14 protein-coding genes are annotated in these 19,778 nt (G+C 64.0%); 6 read left to right on the top strand and 8 right to left on the bottom strand.

What is annotated here, in order from left to right:
• Window positions 1–124 precede the first annotated feature (124 nt).
• On the top strand, window positions 125–2,929 hold the full coding sequence (locus MU551_RS18420; RefSeq protein ID WP_247047313.1) for a beta-glucosidase: 2,805 nt from the start codon (window positions 125–127) through the stop codon (window positions 2,927–2,929).
• A 155-nt stretch (window positions 2,930–3,084) separates the two neighbouring features.
• A complete protein-coding gene (locus MU551_RS18415) occupies window positions 3,085–4,503 on the top strand; it encodes an alkaline phosphatase PhoX (protein WP_247047311.1) in 1,419 nt (472 codons plus the stop codon).
• On the opposite strand, the gene MU551_RS18410 is transcribed toward MU551_RS18415, so the two are convergent.
• The gene (locus MU551_RS18410) at window positions 4,495–4,761 is read right to left on the bottom strand and encodes a hypothetical protein (RefSeq protein ID WP_247047309.1); all 267 of its coding nucleotides are present in this window, start codon (window positions 4,759–4,761) and stop codon (window positions 4,495–4,497) included. The two genes, MU551_RS18415 and MU551_RS18410, sit on opposite strands and share 9 nt — an antisense overlap.
• A gap of 773 nt (window positions 4,762–5,534) precedes the next feature.
• Window positions 5,535–6,467 carry a LysR family transcriptional regulator gene (locus tag MU551_RS18405; protein WP_247047302.1) on the bottom strand — a complete coding sequence of 311 codons (933 nt, stop codon included), beginning with the start codon at window positions 6,465–6,467 and terminating at the stop codon, window positions 5,535–5,537.
• Window positions 6,468–6,629: 162 nt separating this feature from the next.
• Between MU551_RS18405 and MU551_RS18400 the strand changes: the two genes are divergently transcribed.
• Window positions 6,630–7,931 (top strand): aromatic ring-hydroxylating oxygenase subunit alpha, encoded by a 1,302-nt coding sequence (locus tag MU551_RS18400; RefSeq protein WP_247047300.1) that lies wholly within the window; start codon window positions 6,630–6,632, stop codon window positions 7,929–7,931.
• Window positions 7,928–9,343, top strand: coding sequence for a ferredoxin reductase (locus MU551_RS18395; protein ID WP_247047299.1), 1,416 nt, complete (start codon window positions 7,928–7,930; stop codon window positions 9,341–9,343). The genes MU551_RS18400 and MU551_RS18395 overlap by 4 nt, the downstream gene beginning before the upstream one ends.
• 285 nt (window positions 9,344–9,628) lie before the next feature.
• On the opposite strand, the gene MU551_RS18390 is transcribed toward MU551_RS18395, so the two are convergent.
• The 6 genes from MU551_RS18390 to MU551_RS18365 all read right to left on the bottom strand — a co-directional run bounded on the left by MU551_RS18390 (window position 9,629) and on the right by MU551_RS18365 (window position 17,643).
• Window positions 9,629–10,060, bottom strand: coding sequence for a YybH family protein (locus tag MU551_RS18390; RefSeq protein WP_247047289.1), 432 nt, complete (start codon window positions 10,058–10,060; stop codon window positions 9,629–9,631).
• A gap of 316 nt (window positions 10,061–10,376) precedes the next feature.
• A complete protein-coding gene (locus MU551_RS18385) occupies window positions 10,377–11,411 on the bottom strand; it encodes an AAA family ATPase (protein ID WP_247047281.1) in 1,035 nt (344 codons plus the stop codon).
• A gap of 121 nt (window positions 11,412–11,532) precedes the next feature.
• A complete protein-coding gene (locus MU551_RS18380; RefSeq protein WP_247047279.1) occupies window positions 11,533–13,227 on the bottom strand; it encodes an APC family permease in 1,695 nt (564 codons plus the stop codon).
• A 120-nt stretch (window positions 13,228–13,347) separates the two neighbouring features.
• A complete protein-coding gene (locus tag MU551_RS18375; protein WP_247047276.1) occupies window positions 13,348–14,901 on the bottom strand; it encodes an aldehyde dehydrogenase family protein in 1,554 nt (517 codons plus the stop codon).
• Window positions 14,902–14,932: 31 nt separating this feature from the next.
• Window positions 14,933–16,660, bottom strand: coding sequence for a choline dehydrogenase (gene betA / locus MU551_RS18370; RefSeq protein WP_247047270.1), 1,728 nt, complete (start codon window positions 16,658–16,660; stop codon window positions 14,933–14,935).
• A gap of 398 nt (window positions 16,661–17,058) precedes the next feature.
• Entirely contained in the window at window positions 17,059–17,643 is a 585-nt protein-coding gene (locus MU551_RS18365; RefSeq protein WP_247047257.1) for a TetR/AcrR family transcriptional regulator, read from the bottom strand.
• Between the two features lie 173 nt (window positions 17,644–17,816).
• On the opposite strand from MU551_RS18365, the gene MU551_RS18360 reads away from it, so the two are divergent.
• Both MU551_RS18360 and MU551_RS18355 read left to right on the top strand, forming a co-directional pair.
• Window positions 17,817–18,389 (top strand): hypothetical protein, encoded by a 573-nt coding sequence (locus MU551_RS18360; protein WP_247047256.1) that lies wholly within the window; start codon window positions 17,817–17,819, stop codon window positions 18,387–18,389.
• Window positions 18,390–18,617: 228 nt separating this feature from the next.
• Complete coding sequence (locus MU551_RS18355; RefSeq protein ID WP_247047245.1) at window positions 18,618–19,676, top strand: metallophosphoesterase family protein; 1,059 nt, start codon at window positions 18,618–18,620, stop codon at window positions 19,674–19,676.
• The last annotated feature ends 102 nt before the right edge of the window (window positions 19,677–19,778 follow it).

Raw genomic sequence — 19,778 nt, 5'->3', positions numbered from 1 at the left:
TTAGAGGATGAGAAATCAGACCGCAAGACTTTCTTGTGTTGCAGCTCACAGGCCGAAATGTGACAATGTTTGCCAGTCACTCATCTACGCAAGCGTTTAAACAGATTGCTCCAAGGACGGCTCAATGATGCTTACAACTGACGCCACAACCACAACCACTCCGGAGGCCATGCTCGCCCGCCTCACACTGGAGCAGAAGATCGCATTGCTCCATCAGCATGCCCCCGCCATCGAACCCCTCGGCCTGGCCCGGTTCCACACCGGCTCGGAGGCCGCGCACGGCGTCGCCGGGCTCGGACCGGCCACCGTTTTCCCCCAGCCCGTGGGCCTGGCTGCCAGCTGGGACCCTGATCTGATCCAACGGGTAGGCACCGCCGTCGGCATGGAAGTCAGGGGCAAGAAAGCGGAGGATCCAGGCGTGAGCGCCAACGTTTGGGCGCCCGTGGTAAACCCCCTTCGCCACCCGCTCTGGGGGCGCAACGAGGAAGGGTTCTCCGAGGACCCGCATCTGACGGCCTTCCTTGCCTCCGCGTACTGCGCGGGATTGAAGGGCAGCCATGAACGTTATTGGCTGACCGTGCCCACACTGAAACACTTTCTGGCGTACAACAACGAGACTGACCGCAACGTCACAAGCAGCCAGTTGCGGCAGCGCGTGCTTCATGAGTACGAACTGCCAGCCTTTCGCGGTCCCATCGAAGACGGTGTGGCGGGCGCGGCGATGCTTTCCTACAACCTGGTTAATGGACGCCCCGCCCACGTTTCGGACCTGGTGGCGGGCGAGCTGCGGCGATGGCGCAACGGGGAAGAGATCACCATAGTCACTGACGCCGGCGCGCCTTCTTCGCTGTACAACGCCGAGAAGTACTTCGACGACGGACCGTCGGCCTACGCGGCTGCCCTCCACGCCGGAGTGGACAGCTTTACCGAGGACAGCGACAACCCGGAGCCGTCCCTCAGGCATCTCCATGACGCCCTGGAACGCGGGCTGATCAATGAAGCGCTCATCGACCGTTCGGTGCTCCGGCTGCTCACCTTGCGGGAGCGGACCGGTGAATTCGAGCCGGACGGCGGCCCGTATGGCTCTGTCGGCTCCGAAATGGTGGGAGACCGCGGGCACGTGGAACTGGCCCGGGAAGCAGCGCGGAAGTCTGTGGTGCTGCTGCGGAACCAAGCGGGTCCTGGCACGGAGGGAGCGGCCGCTCCTCTTCTTCCGCTGGGAGCAGAGCCAGGGAAGATCGCGGTGATCGGCGCCCTCGGCTCTACAGTCCTGAGCGACTGGTACAGCGGCACCCTGCAGGACGAGGTCAGTATTCTCGATGGCCTCTCCAAGCGCTACGGCAACGTGGTGGCGGAGCCGGGCCAGGACTCGGTGTCGCTGCGCTGTGTCCGTACAGGCACGTACCTCGGCGCCGGCGGCCCCGAGACCACACTTACTGCCTGTGCCGCCGCCCCCGGGCCGGCGGAAACATTCCTGCTCAAGGACTGGGGCGGCGGTGAATGCACACTGCAGTTCCCCGCTACTGACAAGTTCGTGGCGGCCACCGGCTACTACCTGACCGCATCGGCTGACCGGGTGGGCGGCTGGGTGGTCCAGGAGACGTTCCGCCTCCATCCCGGTGTGGACGGATCCGTCGCCATCCAGCACATCGGCACAGGGAAGTGGGTACGGATTGAGGCGCACACCGGAAGCGCCGCCCTGTCTGCCGGGACAGAGGAAACCGCAGACCGCTTCCGACTGCGGACTGTCCGCTCCGGCCAGCAGGCCGCCCGCGAGGCAGCCGCCGCCGCGGATGTCGCCGTCGTGGTTGTGGGAAACGATCCCCATCTGGGAGGCAGGGAGACGATCGACCGGACCACGCTGGCACTTCCGCAGGAGGAGCAGGAGCTTATCCGGCTGGTGCGTGAGGCCAATCCCCGGACGGTGGTGGTGATCGTCTCCTCCTACCCATACTCGCTGGGCGCACTGGCAGACACGCCTGCCATTGTTTGGACCTCGCATGCCGGCCAGGAGCTGGGCAACGGGCTGGCTGATGTCCTCAGCGGAGACGCCGAGCCGAGCGGACGACTCCCCCAGACATGGTGGGCCCGCGACGAGGACCTTCCCGACATCCTGGACTACGACCTCATCGCCTCCCGCGCCACGTACCTCTACAGCGACGCAGAGCCGCTGTTCCCACTGGGGCACGGGCTGGGCTACAGCACCGTCGGCTACGAGTCTGCTGTTCGGGCCGGCGACGGTCTGGATGTTACGCTGCGCAACACCGGGAGCCGCCCTGCCCACGAACTGGTGCAGGTCTATGCTGCCTCCTCCGGCCACCGCTTCGACTTCCCGCGGCGCCTGCTCGTGGCGCACCGGCGGGTTCAGCTCGAACCTGGCGAGCACAGAACCGTCCGGATACCTGTACCCATGGACCGCCTGGCCACTTACAGCGTCACCGCTGGCCGGATGCTGGTGGAACCCGGCATGTACGACTTGATGGCAGGACCCTCGGCAAACGACCTTCCCGTGGGCGTTGAATTGACGGTCGCCGGCGAAGGCAGCGGCCCGCGCGCCCGCGGCGCCTGGATCCGCGCGGAACTGTTCGATGACTACTCCAACCTTGCACTGGTGCCGGAGAGCCCGATGGCAGGCACCGCCGTCGCTCCTGCGTCCCCGGAGGAGAGGGCGACGGCGGTCTACCGCGGCTGGCAGGGCAGCGCACCTGGGCGGGCGTCGCTCCGGCTCTCAACCACAGGCGCCTGCAGGATTGCGGTCCAGCTTCCGGGCCGGGGCGGGACCTGGCGGGACTGTGCCGACGCAGCAATACAGCCCGGGTTCAACGGTGAACTGCGCCTGGAGGTGGCCGGCCGCGGGGGTGATTTCGAGGCGGTACGGATTGTCCTGGAGGGGCCCGTAACGCTGAGCGCACTGCGGCTGGACGAGTAGTTCTCTACGATCCCCCGGCGCTGGTCACCCGTCGACCGGTGCTGGTCACCCGTTGGACCAACATTGGTCACCCGGTGGACCGGCGTTGGTCACTGAAGCTCACAAGACTTTCTGCGGCCCGTTCCGTTCGCGACCTTCAGCCCAGGAGGCTATCCATGACCACGACTTCGCCCTTCTCACGCCGAGGCTTCCTCGGCGCTACTGCGGCCACAGGCCTCGGCTTTGTCTTCGCAGGCGCCGGCAGCCTCGACGCTTTCGTCCGCCCTGCCGCGGCAGCGGTACGCTCTGCCACCGGATACGGCGAACTCGTTCCGGATCCGCGCGGCATTTTGGCCCTGCCCCCAGGATTTTCCTACAATCTGATCGCCCGCTCCGGCCAGACCCCCACACTTGACGGCGTCCACCCCAGCGACCCGGACGGCATGGGCGTCTTCGCCGGCGCCGACGGCGGATCCGTCCTCGTCACCAACCATGAGAACGGCGGTGAGGAGCCCTTCAAGGTCCCCGTCGTCGAGGGAATTACCTATGACCCCGGGGCCATCGGCGGCACCTCGACAATCGTGGTAGACAAGGCCGGCAACCGGGTGCAGCAGTACACCTCCCTGGCCGGAACGCAAGACAACTGCGCCGGCGGTGTCACCCCTTGGGGAACCTGGCTCACTTGCGAGGAAACCGAAGAACGGGCGGGACAGAGCGGTAACACCAAGGACCACGGGTACGTCTTCGAGGTGGACCCGACGAGCCGGGAGGCCAACATCGGCAAGAGCCCGGTGCCGCTGAAGTTCATGGGCCGCTACTCCCATGAGGCAGTCGCCGTAGATCCTAAAAGGAGCGCTATCTACCTGACCGAAGATGCCAGCAAGCCCAACGGCCTGTACTTCCGCTGGGTCCCGCCCAAGGGCTTTGTCTCCGGCAAGGACGCCCTGCGCGAACTCGCCCTCTCCACCGGCGGCGACACGGCCGGAAAACTGCAGGCAATGAGCTGCTCCCGCGAGGACGGATCCCGCGTCCACGACCTGTCTGAAGCAACGGCGGTCAACACGCGCTACAAGGTGGAGTGGGTTAATGTCCCCGACCGCAGCGCCAAGACCGTTTCGGTGCGCAAGCAGTTCACGAACGACCAGATCACCCGCGCCCGCAAGCTCGAGGGCCAGTGGTGGGGCGATGGCGGCGTATTCTTCGTCTCCAGCTTCGCCCGCGTCGTAGACGGCAGCGTTAACGAGCACGACGGTCAGGTCTGGTTCTACGACCCCGACACCGAGACCATCACCCTAAAGACCATCTTCGGCGTCAACCCTGATGTGGATGCGGACAACGGCAACTTCGACGGCCCGGACAACATCACCGTCTCCACGTATGGAGGCCTGATCCTGGCTGAAGACGGCGACGGAGTCTCCCACCTCGTCGGCGTCACGGAGGACGGTAACCCCTACCCGCTGGCCCGTAACGAGTACAACGACAGCGAGTTCTGCGGCCCGGCGTTCAGCGCCGACGGCAAGACCCTGTTCGTGAACATCCAGTCACCCGGATTCACTCTTGCCATCACCGGCCCCTGGGACAATAGCTCACCGTGATCCCGTAGGAATCCCCTCGGCTGTGCGCGGGGCGAAAACAGCAGCGACGACGTCGTGGCGGAGGACATAATGCCGGCGCTCCGTCGGCTCCAGACTCCCGCGGACAACGTAGTAACCGCGTCCCTCGCCCGGACCGCCGGCCGCTTTGTCCAAGGCATCGATCATGGCAGCGTCCAGCCATTGGTCCGGACCGCGGTCCTGAAGTGCCGCCAGTTCCTCCGGCGCAAGGGAGTCGATGAGCTTGGGGATGTCAGTCATAACCTGGGTACCTTTCACCGCAGGGCACAGTAGAGTCCCCCACGGGCCCGGAATGCCCTGCACTGATTGCGTGCCCACCGAAATTCTAGGGCCCAGGGCATTCCACGAACCAGACTTTGGCTGCGATTCCAGACGACTCCTCCATTTAGACCCTGCCACCACGGATCAGGAACGAAGCCCGTATTTACGAACACGTGGGATGTTTAGAACTTCCGCGGCGTTTTGCAGGTGTGGAGGGGCGGGCGAAGCCCGACCTGATCCGCCAATCAGCATTGCCCTTCTGATGGGCTGGACAGTGTTGGCGACTTGCGCGCCGGGATGCGAATGGAGTCCAAGTCCGTTCAGTCTCGCGGCACGTTCTTACGCCGATGCCGTGGCCGTTGGCCACTGCCCCGGACGGTGGGGCGCTCCGCCTATGCGCTCAGATCCAGAACGCTGTCGCGAATCTCCAGGAATGTTAACGTGGAGGACGGACCGTAGGCGGGCGACCAAGGTTGCGGCGAGAAACGCCGTCGCTATTTCCAGGGCGATGACCATCAAGAGTCCGCCGGCGCTGCTGACGCCCGCAACTTTCGACGGCGGCACACCGGCATGTGCATGACCTCCACCACTGCTGCCGGCCAGCGCAACCATGCACCGTGCTGGTTTTGGAAGGCAAGCAATCCGCAGAAAACTGGCGGACTGGTGCCGGTTTGGGTGGACGAGCGGTGAGGCCCGGCGCGGCCGGCTACCTGATAGCTGGCCTGTCGGCAACGAATCGCGACCAGGCGATTTCAGAGATCGTCTTCGGGTCGGGCGGCGAGGATCCGATTGGCGCTGAGCTGCAGGATGCCGAGCGACTCCTGGATCAGGGGCGATGCGATGCTGCCCCTTCGCACCGCAGCGACAATACGGCGTGCGGGCTTCCCCTTGCCAGTAATGCGCAGTCGAACCACGTTTTCGGCACCACGCAGGGGCGCCAGACGCGGCAGCAGGCCCACGCCCAGCCCCGCACCAACGAATGCGATCTGGGTTTCCCATTCAACGGCCTCATGGGCAATCCGCGGCGTGACCCCGACTGCCGTGAATGCCGCAGTGAATAGGGAATGGTAGGTGGAACCGGCGGCCTCGGTGATCCAGGGTTCCGATGCGAGCTCTTCGAGCGTCACCGATTCCCGCGATGCCAGCGGATGGTCAGCAGGAATGATCACGTCCAGCGGATCGTCGAGCAGTACGGTCTGCTCGAAGCGCGAATCGTCCTCGACATAGGTATCGGACTGCATGGCGACGATGACCGCAAGGTCGATGCGCTCGGCAACCAACAAGTCGAAGCAGCGGGCCGGGTTGGCCTCGAGCACCTGCACCTCCAGCAGGGGGCGTGTTGTGCGCAGGGTGGCGGCCAGCGGCGCGAGCAACTGGGCGGCCGCCGTGGAGAATCCGCCAAGGCCAAAATGGGACTGCACCTGCTCGCCGGCCTCCATGGCTGCAGCGCGCAGGCTCTCCCATTCGGCAATGAGGGTGTCCGAGCCCGCCACGAGAAAACGGCCCGTGGCAGTCAGCCGCACACCCCGACCGTCCTTCGTCAGCAGCTGCATTCCAAGCACGCGCTGGAGCTCCCGCAATTGGGCGGAGACGGCTGAGGGAGAATAACCTGTGAGCTCCGCGGTTGCGCCTATGGTGCCGCAGCGGGCAAACACCCGAAGTGTGATGAGCCTTGGATCGATCATGCACCTATTGTGCACGGATATCTTCTGAATGTTGCGCTTTTGCTGCAGATCGATCGGCCCTAATCTCGTAAATACAAGGTTTTCGACAACGCCGCTTGCGCCGACGCAAGCCGTGGTCGCAACGCATCGCCCGCTTATCCCACGCCTCCCGGGAGGAAACACATGTCTGCTCCAGTCTTGCCCCTCAATTCACGCGGAAAACTCGCTTCATCATTGCCTGCCGAGCAGCTTGCGGAAATCACCGAGTTGTTCGATTTCCGACGCGTGGGATATTCCCTCGATGCCCCCTTCTACACCGACCCGACGATTTTCAACATCGACATGCAGGCCATTTTTGGGCAGCACTGGATCTTTGCCGGCAGCATCGCCGAACTCCCGGAGCCGGGCGACTACATCACCGTCGACTACGGGCCCTACTCCCTGATCGTGCTGCGCAATGACGACGGCGGCGTGAACGTCCTGCACAACGTGTGCCGCCACCGCGGCGCCCGCGTCCTGACCGAACCCGCGGGGTCAACAGGAAACCTGGTCTGCGGCTACCACTCCTGGACCTACTCCCCCGAAGGCAATCTGATCCACGCCTCGGCACCTGGGGAAACCAAGTTCGACAAAGGCTGCTTCGGCCTCAAGCGCGCGCACAGCCGCGTGGTCGCCGGACTCATCTTCGTCTGCATTGCGAACGAGCCGCCGGCGGATTTCGAGGAAACCTCTAAGATTTTCGAGCCTTACCTCGCACCCCACGATCTGTCGAAGACGAAAATCGCCTACCAGCAGAACATCATTGAGGAGGGTAACTGGAAGCTCGTCATGGAGAACAACCGTGAGTGCTACCACTGCGATGGCCACCCGGAGCTCGCCTGCTCCCTCTTTCCCACCTGGGGCCTGACGGAGGGCCTGATCCCGGCCCATCTCGAGGAAGTGTGGGACCGCAACAAGGAAGCACAGTCCTCGCTCGAGGAACGTTGCCGCCGCTATGGCCTTCCCTATGAGGTGGTGGAGGAGCTCGACACACGCGTAGCTGGTATCCGCATCTCACGGGAATCGCTCGACGGTGAGGGAGAATCGTTCTCGCCCGATGGGCGCAGGCTCTCCAAGAAGCTGCTCGGCGATTTGCGGGACTTCCGCCTTGGCCGCTGCTCGATGCACCTGCAGCCCAACAGCTGGTTCCATTTCCAGGGGGACCACGTCATCACGTTCGCTGTCTTCCCCGTTAACGAACACCAGACGCTGGTACGCACCACCTGGCTGGTGGCTGACGACGCCGAGGAAGGTGTGGACTACGATCTGGAGAAACTCACCTACACCTGGAAGCAGACCAATCTGCAGGACAAGGCGTTCGTGGAGCTGTGCCAGAAGGGCGCCGGCAGCCCCGCCTACGAGCCCGGCCCGTACATGAAGAGTGAATACCAGGTGGAGGCGTTCATTAACTGGTACGTGCAGCGTGTGCAGGAGCACCTGGCATGACGGAACTCCTCACTGAGACGGTAGTCCAGGAACCACATCGCATCCGCGGTCTTGAGATGCCGTGGAACAGGGTCATGGGCAGCACCGAGGGACCAGCCAGTGCAGCCCGTGCCCTGGGTCCCTGGCATCCGCAGGAGTTCATGGCCGAATGCGTCGAGGTTGTCCCCGAAGTGGGCGGCATGATGACCTTCGTGTTCCGTCGCTCCGACGGTGCGCCCCTGGCGTTCCGTGCTGGCCAGTACGTCAATGTTGCCTTCCCCGTGAATGGCGAGGACCAGGATCCGGCGGACCGCAGCTACTCGCTGTCCAGCGCACCCACCAAGCCGTGGACCTTCGACATCACGGTCAAACGCGATGCCACGGGTCTGGTCTCACCATGGGTGCATGAGAACATCAAACCCGGCACCGTCCTTGAGATGCTCGGACCGGTGGGGGCATTCCACCTGCCCGATGCTGACCGACGGGCACGGTACCTCCTGCTGGCCGCCGGAGCAGGTATCACCCCCATCATGTCCATGGTGCGGACTATTCACTCCCTTCCCGGACAGGCCGATGTGGTGGTGCTGTACCACGGAGCTGGGGCCGAAGACTTTGCTTTTAACAAGGAGCTCGCCTACATCGCCTCCGTGGACTCGCGAATCAAGGTCTTCTACTCCCTGGGCGACCGCGGCAAACCCGAGGACTGGGAAGGGCTCAGCGGAAGGCTGACGGCCGCCATGCTCGACCACGTGGCCCCCGATGCCAACGGCCGCCAGGTCTATGCCTGCGGCCCCGAGGGCTACCTGAACACCGCCACCGAGCTCCTGGAGAAGGTGGGCGTCGACGACACGTCCATCCACATGGAGTTCTTTACGGGAGATCGCCAGACGATCCTTGAATACCAGGCAGAGCTCGCGCTGGCGGCCGACATTGCGGAGGAAATCGCGGAGGAAATAGCCGATTCCGCCGAGGACTACTACGAAAGCCAGCCCACGGCGTTCGGGCTCTACGAGCCAGGGTACGACGCCGACGGAACCTTGAAGGCCACAGGGCTGCCGTTGGAAACCGTCGACCCGGACGCGCCAAGTCCCGAAGCCCCTAACGGCAGTCCGGACGTTGAGCCGGAGGCCGGGTCCCCCGATGCCTCAAGCTTCGACACGGTCGGAACCGGGAGCCTAACCCTGTCCTTCATGCGCACCGGCATCAATGTGCGCATCGACCCTGACGAACACATCCTCGGGGTGGCCCAGCGTGCGGGCGTCAGGATCGGCGCGAACTGCAAGGAAGGCATGTGCGGCTCCTGCAAGGTCGTCAAGCTTTCCGGGGAGGTCGACATGAACCACCAGGGTGGGATCCGGGCACGGGAAATCGATGCAGGCAAGTTCCTGCCCTGCTGCTCCACCGCGCGGACCGATGTGGTGATCGATGCCTAGCCGTTTCCCGCTGCTCTAGGCAGGACAGCCTCAGGGATTGTTTCCCCAGAACGCACCACGGCCTCGAGGGGGCCCGCCAAAACTGCTTTCCAAGCTTAGGCGGGCATCCTCACGCCGTCGCGCACCCGATCCTCCATGTACCACGAGGGAAACCGCGTGCACGAGCGGGAACCAGGACCGCTGAATCCCGCACCCATGCCTCGACGGGATCCGTCAGAGCCTTCGGTACATCGAGGGCCTCGAGAATGGCGGCCGCAGGAAAGCGACGTCCGGCAGCGCCCGGACCTAAACCTGTACGATGGACCCGATCGGCCGCGGGGACGTGATCGGATCTGCGTGACGATGGATAACCTTCCAGTGACCGTCTTCCAGTCGGAAAATCGTCGTCACCCGAAGAGAGATCCGGGAAAGTTCATCGGCTCCGCCAACCTTGGCCTGAGTCCGTTCAATTTCGACAATGTATGCGAGTTCCGTCCCGGTATACTCCGAGATTCGTTCGAAGGTCGTGGGCTCGCCTTCCCTAAGTTGAGAAACCGCCCGATCCATCGTCTGCTCAACTGCACTCCGGCCCCGAACCGGCGGGCCGATCGGATTTGCCAGCGAGACATCGTCCCGCCCCGAAAACATCTTCTTCTGCAGCCCCGAGTCTCCCCGCACGATAGCATCGAGCGCTCGATGATACTGCTCCACCACAAGATCGAGATCGGACCCCGACATTGGTTCCTCCAGCCTCGCCTCTACGCCGGCGCGGCGCGCCAAGCGCTGTATTAGGCCATGGTGGCACCGTTCACGAACGGTGTCTACATAGGAGCCAGGCAGCATACATGTCGGAAGCTCCGAGGGCACAATGATCCCAGCAGATACTGGGAGGCATACAAGGTCGGCCAGCGGCAGAGGCCGAGCTGCGTTCCATTCCCTCAGGTTCTGGGAGTGGGGTGGAAAGCTGTCCTCCGGTTGTACGACAGTGGAATAGTTGTGCATTTCCTGCCCGGGGGCGTGACGGGCATTCGCCTGCCAGCCACCGCGGATTCGGTCAGACCAGCCAGCGCCACCAACGTGACTGCTCCGGTTCCGGCGCCGGTTCCGGCTCCGGCTCCTCGCCCAAGGCCAGCGCGGCCTCGACGATGTCGTCCGTGGTGAGCGTCATGACGGACTCACGATCGAGTGCGTCGAGACTTTGTTCCTCGTCGAGCGACAGGCGCAGCGCCTGGCGGTTGAGCGCCTGCTCGAACAGCGTGCGGGCGAACCGTGCGTTGCCGGAGTCCTCGCCGGCGTGCAGCCCGCTGAGGATGCGGCGCAGCATCTGGTCCGCACCCGCCTCCAGCGTGTACTCATGCTGGGCCAGCATCTGGTGGAAGATCGTCTGGAGCGCGTCGACGGAGTAGTCGGGGAACGTGATCTCGCGGGCGAACCGGGAGCGCAGCCCGGGGTTCGAGAGCAAGAAGGACTCCATCAGCCGCGGGTACCCGGCCACGATCACCACCAGGCGGTGGCGGTGGTCCTCCATCCGCTTGAGCAGGACCTCGATCGCCTCGGGGCCGAAGTCCATCCGGCCGTCCTCCGGGGCCAGCGCGTAGGCCTCGTCGATGAACAGGACGCCGTCCAGCGCACGCCGGATCACCCGGTCCGTCTTGATGGCGGTCGCGCCGACGTACTGCCCCACCAGGCCCGAACGGTCGACTTCGACCAGGTGCCCTTTCTGCAGCAGCCCAACCGCGCGGTACATCTCGGCCAGGAGCCGCGCCACGGTGGTCTTGCCCGTGCCCGGGTTTCCGAGGAACACCAGATGCTGTGATGTGGCCACCTCCGGCAGGCCGTGCGCCTTACGGCGGGCCTGGACCTGGAGCAGTGCCACGAGGGCCCGCACCTGTTCCTTCACGGTCTCCAGTCCGACCAGCGCGTCGAGCTCCGCCTGCACCTCGGACAGCGGCCGGGCCGGCCCGGGTTTCGCACCAAGGAGATCGCCGACCAGATCGTCGACGCGCTCTGAACCGGGCAGCTTGAGCTGATCGGCCAGATGGCCGATGGTTTCGCGCAGATCGTCGAGCGGATGGCGGCTGGGAGCCATGCATCCACTGTAGTACTCGATTCCGCCGAAAAGGCATCCCTCCGCCGGAGCCCGGCGAAGGGATGCCTGAGCAGGGCTGACTACGCCCCGCCGTCGTGCTTACTCCCGAAAGGTAATGTGGCTACGACCCCGAACCTTTCCCTGACGTGGCACCTTGGACTGCCAGTTCATCGGGAATCTCACCGCCAATGTCCGGAGAGGACTGTGGCGCCATGGCATGGGCAGGGGACGAAACGAGTCCAGTGCCAGCAGGGGATCCTGTTGCGGCGGAGTCCTGCGAAGAGTCCACGTGGATGGGCGCCGCATGTGCCGCCAGCACACCGGTCTGGTGCCTGATCTTCAAGCGGTAGAGGAGCGCGCCGCCGCCGGTGACGGCGCCGACAAACAGGACACCGCCCCACTGCAGGTACCACTCAAACGGGGGCACCGAGTTGTAGATTTCCGGGCGGGGCCAGATCAGGTTCAGGGTCATGGCGCCGCCCCAGAGCACCGCCACAATGTTCACGGGCAGTCCCCACTTGCCCAGGCTGAAGCCAGGCTCGGTGCCGTCGTCCGCGAGCGGCCACTTCTTCTGGAACCGCTTGCGGAGCAGCGGAACGGTGACCAGCAGGTAGGACAGGTAGATCAGGACGATGCTGATACTCGAAAGGATAGTGAAGATCGCGGGCTGGGAGACGTTGACGATCAGTGGAATGATGGCGATGATTCCGATGACGATGGCCGCCACCGTGGGCGTCTTCCGCTCCGGATGCACCTTGCTGAGCTGGCGGCTGAAGGGCAGGTTGTTGTCCCGTGCCATAGCGAACATCATGCGGATGGCAGCGGCGTGAACGGCCAGGGTACAGACGGTCACGGCCACGACGATGCACACCAGGAACGCCTTGCCGAAGGGGCCTCCCAATACGGAGAGCACGATGTACTGCAAGCCGCCGTCGGCCGCGCCCAACTTGGGGTCGTTGAGGTCGGGTGCAGCCAGTAGTCCGCCGAGGAGAATCAGGCCGCCGAGGATGAAGGACGCCGTGATAGCACGAAGGATGGCCTTGGGGGCTGTCTTTTTTGGGTCCTTCGTCTCCTCGCCGAGGGAACTGGCGGTGTCAAAGCCATACATTACGTAACCGGAGGCCATGGCGCCGATGAGGAACACCCCGAAGAAGCCAAGATCATGGTCCATGCCGTAGCCTTCGGTGCTGAAAAGGACTTCCGGCCCCCGCACCACATGCCAGGCAAGGGCCAAGATCAGGAGCACGGCGGCAGCGAGCTCCACGAAGACGCCGATGCTGTTAATTTTGGTCATCAGCTTCACACCGAAGGCGTTGATGACGGTAGAGATGGAGATCATGATGCTGGCGAGCAGCACGCCGTTGAGGGCGAAATCGTAAGTGCCGGTGCCGTCGCCGATGATCTGGAAACCGGACCAGATCTGGGGCAGGGTGAGCTGCAGCGCAAGGGCCACGGCTCCGAGCGCCACGATCGAGGAGATGAGCAGCAGCCAGCCGGCCAGCCAGGCGAACGTCCCTGACGAGAGCCGCTTGGCCCAGTTGTACACCGAGCCGGCCACCGGGTAGCGGCCGGCCAGTTCAGCGAAACAGAGCGCCACCATCAGCTGGCCGGCGAAAACGAGGGGCCAGGACCACGCATAGGCGGGGCCGGCCATGGAAAAGCCAAAGTAGAAGAGCTGGAATACGCCGGTGAGGATGGAAATGTAGCTGACACCCGCGGCGAAGCTGGCGAACTTGCCGATGCTGCGATCCAGGGTCTGGGCATAGCCGAATTCGTCCATGCCACTTGCGTCTGCACGCTTGGTGGGTTCTAACATCTGAGCTCCTAAATGAGAAAAGCACGATGGTGATGACCCGCGGCCGCCATTGGACGCGGGTTTATATCAGGGCCGGGCACCGCGCTTGGCAGCGCCCGGCCGTTCCCCCATTGCCGTTGCCTATTCGGCCAGGCCCGCCCCCGTTTCGTTCGGGGATGAACCGAACCAGCCGCTGGGTGCGGGCTGGATGTTCTGCCAGATATGTTTTGCCTCGCGGTATTCGTTGAGGCCCGCGCTGCCAAGTTCACGGCCAATGCCGGACTTGCCGAAACCGCCCCACTCCGCCTGCGGTACGTACGGGTGGTAGTCATTGATCCATACTGTTCCGTGCCGGAGAGCACCCGCAACGCGCTGCGCTTTCGACGCATCCGACGTCCAGACCGCCCCCGCCAGGCCGTACTCCGTGTCGTTGGCTATGGCAACGGCCTCGGCTTCGGTCCGGAACGTCTCGACGGTCAGTACCGGGCCGAATGACTCCTCCCGCAGCACGCTCATCCCCGAACGGCAGTTATCGAGCACGGTGGGCGGGTAGAAGAACCCGTCCGCGAGCGCTCCGTCCTCGGGGATGTAGCCGCCGCACAAAAGCTCGGCGCCCTCGGCGATTCCGGCCTGGACGTAGGCGTGAACCTGTTCGCGGTGCTTGGCGGAAATCAGCGGGCCCGTTTCTGCGTTGGCATCAAATGGCCCGCCCATCCGGATCTTTTTCGCCCGTTCCACCACCTCGGCAACGAAGCGCTCCGCAATGGTTTCCTCGACGACGAGCCTGGCCCCGGCCGAGCAGACCTGGCCGGAGTGCAGGAAAACAGCTGTCAGGGCATTGTCGACGGCGGCATCCCAGTCCGCGTCCGCGAAGACGACGTTGGGGTTCTTCCCGCCGAGTTCGAAGGCGACGCGCTTTACGGTCTCCGCGGCGGCCGCCATGATCGTCTGGCCCGTGGCCAGGCTTCCGGTCAGTGAGACGAGATCCACGCGCGGATCCGAACTCAACAGAGGACCTACCCTCGATCCGCTTCCCGTGACCAGGTTTGCGACGCCAGCGGGAACCCCGGCCTCTGCCAGCGTTTCCATGAGCAGGATGGAGGTGGACGGCGTGAGCTCGCTGGGCTTGAGCACGAAGGAATTTCCCGCGACGAGTGCCGGTGCCACTTTCCAGGCCGCCTGGAGGAGCGGGTAGTTCCATGGTGCGATGAGGGAACAGACGCCAAGCGGTTCATAGACCACCCGGCTGATGGCATTCGGCCGGCCCGTGTCGATCACCCTGCCCGCATCGAGGCCTGCAATCTTGCCGTAGTAGCGGAAGCACGCGGCAATATCGTCAATATCGTATTCGGCCTCGACGAGGCGCTTGCCTGTGTCCAGCGCCTCGGCGCGGGCATAAGCCGCCTTGTCCCGCTCAAGCAGCCCGGCGATGCGAAGCAGGACTTCGCCGCGTTCAATGTCCGTCAGCCGGCGCCACGCACCGCCGTCGAACGCTGCACGGGCACTGGCGATTGCCCGCTCCGCGTCCTCGACAGTGGACGAGGCGACAACGGCCACCTCGCGCCCGTCCGCCGGGCAGCGCACAACTGTTGTCCCGCCGTCGGAAGCCTGCTGCCAGGCGCCGTCAATGTACAGGCCCTTGACGGCGTCCTGCCCTTTCCCGGCGTGGTTGATTTGTTCAACGGTGGCGGTCATTGTTTCTCCTTCTCCAGTCCATCAATCATGTCTAGGCCCCAGCCGCAGGGGCGGCCGCAGTACCGGCGCCGTGACGTACTGTGCCGCCCTTTTCAAGGGGAGAGATCCCGTGGCGGTAGAACTCGGCGTGCTGGGCGGCCAGCGGCGCCTTCCCGGAGATCAGGTCGGCGGCCTTCTCGGCGAGCATCATAACGGGGGCGTAGATGTTGCCGTTGGTCACGTACGGCATGGCCGAGGCGTCCACAACGCGGAGGCCCTGGGTTCCATGGACGGACATGTCGAGCGGGTTCACCACGGCCATCGGATCGGACTCCGGGCCCATCTTGGCGGTGCAGGAGGGGTGCAGGGCTGTTTCGGCGTCCCGGGCCACCCAGTCCAGGATCTCGGCGTCGGTCCGGACGCTTTGCCCGGGTGAGAGCTCCCCGCCGCTGAAGGGCATCATGGCGGACTGGCCCAGGATGTCGCGGGCCACGTGTATGGCCTCCACCCATTCTCGCCGGTCCTGCTCCGTGGAGAGGTAGTTGAAGAGCATGGATGGGTGGACGGTGGGGTCGGTGGACTTAATCTTCAGGGTGCCGCGGGCATCGGAGTACATGGGGCCGATGTGCACCTGGTAGCCGTGCTTTGCGTCCGCCTTCTGGCCGTCATATCGCACAGCAACGGGCAGGAAGTGGAACATCAGGTTCGGGTACGCAACGTCCTCGTTGGAGCGCACGAACCCGCCGCCTTCGAAGTGGTTCGTGGCCGCGGGGCCCTTGCGTCCGAGCAGCCATTGGAGGCCGATGAGGGGGTAGCGCCAGAGGTCCAGGTTTGGCTGCATGGACACCGGCTGGGTGCAGGCGTGCTGGATGTAGACCTCCAGGTGGTCCTGCAGGTTCTCCCCCACGCCGGGAAGGTTGACCACAGGCTTGATGCCCAAGGAGTTCAGATGTCCGGCTTCGCCCACGCCGGAGAGCTGCAGCAGCTGCGGAGTGTTGATGGCGCCGCCTGACAGGATGACCTCACCGGCGTTGACCACGTGGGTCTGTCCGTTGCGGCGGTAGGTGACTCCGGTGGCCATGGTGCCCTTGAAGTTGACCATGGTGACCATCGCCCGGGTCAGCACCGTGAGGTTCGGGCGGCCTGCGTTGGGGCGGATGTGGGCCCTTGAAGCTGAGAGGCGCTGGCCCTTGTGGACATTGCGGTCAAAGGCCGCAAAGCCCTCCTGGCGGTAGCCGTTGACGTCATCGGTCAGCGGGTAGCCTGCTTCCTGGGCGGCCTTAAAGAACGCCTGGAAGAGCGGGTTGGTGGCCGGACCGCGCTCCAGGACCAGCGGGCCGTCGTGGCCGCGGAGTTCATCGGCCGGATCCGCCGCCAGGGCGTTTTCCATTTTGTTGAAGTAGGGCAGGCAGTGGGCGAAGTCCCACGTGTCCATTCCGGCGTCAGCGCCCCAGCGCTCGTAGTCGAGGGGGTTGCCGCGCTGGAAGATCATGCCGTTGATGGAGCTTGAGCCGCCCAGGACCTTGCCGCGGGCATGGGCCACACGGCGGCCGCCCATGTGCGGTTCAGGATCGGACTGGTAGCGCCAGTCGTACAGTGGGTTGCCGCTGGGGAACGTCAGCGCCGCAGGCATCTGGATAAAAAGGTCCCAGGGGTAATCGCTGCGCCCGGCTTCGAGGACGAGGACGCTGCTCTGGCCTCCTTCGCTCAGCCGGTTGGCAAGCACGGAACCCGCGCTTCCGCCGCCGACGATGACGTAGTCGTAGTGGGTTTTTGTCATGCTGGAAACTCTCCTTCTAGCTGGTACAGAAGACCCGCTGAGGGCTGGTCGTCCTTCTTCCGGAAGCTCGCCCCACATCGTGGCGCCGGGGAAAGGCCTTGAAAATTCCTGCGTTACTTCTTGAGCACCATTACCGGGCAGTAGGCCGGTAACGACCTGAATGCGGGAGTGTGGTGTAGGTCATATCCATGCACAGTAGTGCACCTTGAACAAGTGTTCAATAGTTCGACTGAACAAATGTTCAAGATTTAACAGCGACGAAACAAGGGCACGGCAAAAGGATTGGGAATGCTGCAACCGGCCATTGAATGTGACGAGCGTTTGTCATGAAAGAGACGGGGCAGCGCCTTGCCACCGCGGACGATTTCGACGTCCGGGGATACGTGTTGCAGCAGCCGCTAAGCGGCGAATGCGATCTCTTCGGTGCGCGCGATGCTGCGCCGGATGGATTCCTTGTCAACACCAAGGAGTGCGGTCAACCACATCCCGTTTTGCACCACGACGATGTCGGCTGCCCGTTCCCTGCACGCCTCAGTGGAAAGCTCGGGCGTGGCATTTCCGATGAGCGTGGCGAGCCCTTCGAGATAGCGCTCGAACGCTGCCGCATTGATGGATGCAAAGTCTTCATGGGCTTGCGCAAGCGCCCACAGATGGAGACGCAGCGACAGATACTGTGTGGTTAGGAGGTCCGGGCCCGCAACGCGACGGAGGGCCTTCCGGAGCTGTTCTTCCGGGGGTAATTCCGGGTCGGGCGCGACCAGCATCAGGTCGTGCTGGTCAATGCGGTGCAGAGCCGCACGGATCAGACTCATCTTGTCTTCGTAGTAGTAGTTCACGAGCCCGAGTGCGACGCCGGCTTCACGGGCCACCGCCCGCATATTGACTCCTGCGATCCCGTGGCGTGACAGCAGGCCCAATGCCGCTTCAAGGATGCGCGACTGCCTGTCGCCCTGTTCGCCGGACTTCACGGTGTTGGTATCCACTTGGCCAGACTATGGGCAAAGCCATGGTGGCGCATCTCGCCCCCATGGCAATGTCGGAAGTCATCCCCATATAACTCGGTCCAGGCCTACCTGCCGGGGCTGGACAGCTGGCCAGCGCGGACCGCATTCTAGTGTGAGGGCTCCAGCAGCGGGGCCTGGAATAGGAGACCGGCATGGCTATTTCGGCAGGCTTTCTCGGGCGCACCTTCCACCGAAAGCAGGCCATGGCTCGGCCGCTGGTCGACCTACTGCCCCCATTGGACTGGCAGGTGAGGATGCGAGTAGAACCACGCCTGGCCGAGTTGGTAGGAGCTACCGTGGCGTCGCTCCGGGTGGCCGGACTATCGCCGGTCCCTGTCACCGATCCCAGTGGGCGAAACTGGGCCCCGGCTTACGTTCTGGGCGGACTGGAGCGCCGCAGTTCCCAATTGAAGGGTGATTCCAGGATGGCGATCGCGGAGGTGGTGCTGGATGGATCGGGCCGCTTGGTCCGCAACCACCCCGTGCAGGTCGCCGCCATTGCACACAAGTTGATTCCCCTCAGCTGCCCGAGACTGGTTGAAAGTTACGAGGATTTCATTGGTGCCGTGAAGCAAGCAGAAGAACCCCGGGGGAACGCAATGGTCCTGACACGGCACGGAGACCTGATTATTAGCGTCCCTGGAGGGGAACCTGTTGCCTTGGCCGACTACCTCAACAGGCTTAGCTTTTCTGCGGCCAGACGTGCCGCATCGTTGCGGCAGTAAAGCAGCTGCGATACCGGCGGTCCCCCGGGAGCGTGTCGTCCAGAATCAGGTCCCGCCTCCGAATTTTCGGAGCCGCCCGCTCTAGCCGGAAGCAATCTCCAGGCTGCCGCGATGCATAAGAAGCGGCTGTTCATTTTTAGGACGCCTGAGCTTCCTGTCCGCGTAGCCTTCGGCGGCTAACTTTGCGGTCATTGCCCAAAGACACCACAGACCGCGATGGAGCCTGCTATGCCAATGCCACAACGTGCCCTCATTCTGGGCGCTGCTGCCGCCCTTGCCCTTCTTGGCAGCTCCGCCGTTCCGGCCCAGGCAGCCCATTCAGCCGAGGCAGAGGACTCGAGGCAGGATTCCTTTACCTTCGGTGTAATCGGCGATGTGCCTTACGGTGCAGCCCAGTTTGACCGCTTCCCGCAGATGGTTTCCGAGCTGAACAACCAGGATGAGCTGCGCTTCGTCACACATGTAGGGGACATCAAGGCCGGCTCGGCCCAATGCACGGACGAGTACTTCGCCGCTATTAGGGCCCAGTTTGACCGTTTCGAGGCCCCGCTGGTTTACACTCCCGGGGACAACGAATGGGTGGACTGCCATCGCCTCAACAACGGCGCCTACGATCCCCTCGAGCGGCTGGACGCGCTCCGCGAGATGTTCTTCGCCACGCCAGGGAAGACCCTTGGCGGGAACATGCCGGTGAAGTCCGCAGCCGACCAGGGCCTTCCGGAGAACGTGACTTTCAGCGAGCAGCGGATCGCCTTCTCCGTGGTGAACGTACAAGGATCCAACAATTCGCTCCTGCCGTGGTCAGGTCTTGGCCAGACCGAGCCGAACCAGGCGCAACTGGCCGAGGTCGATGCAAGGACGGCTGCGGATGTCGCCCAGCTGGAGCACACCTTCGCCGACGCCACGAGGACCAATGCCCGGGCCGTCGTCATCATGACCCAGGCCGACATGTTCGATCCGTACATGCTGACCCAGGGCGTCGAAGAGAACCCTGAACTCGTGAGCGGCTTCCGCTCGATAGTCGAGACCATCGCTGCCGGATCCCAGGCCTATGGCGGCCCGGTCTATATCATCAACGGCGACAGCCACATCTACAACGACGACTCCCCGCTGGCGGAGGGTTCGCCTTGGCTGGACGTCTACGACGTAGACCACGTGCCGAATCTCCGGCGTGTGACTGTTGAAGGGGCCGCTACATCCAACGAATGGCTGCGCGTCACTGTCGCACCGGAGGCTTCCACCAGCAGCGACGTGCTGAGCTGGCAGCGCGTGCCGTACAGCTCCTGAGCCACGAGCTAGCCTCGCCGCACTTTCGGCTCAGGTGGAAGGGCAGTGAACTGGTTCGGTCCCGTTAGTTTCCATCGTTTCGGATCCTGGTGCTTCCCTTCG

Source organism: Arthrobacter rhizosphaerae (genome assembly GCF_023062595.1).
Taxonomy (GTDB): Bacteria; Actinomycetota; Actinomycetes; order Actinomycetales; family Micrococcaceae; genus Arthrobacter; species Arthrobacter rhizosphaerae.
Note: the sequence above shows the minus strand (reverse complement) of the source record. Positions and strands in the feature narration are given on the sequence as shown.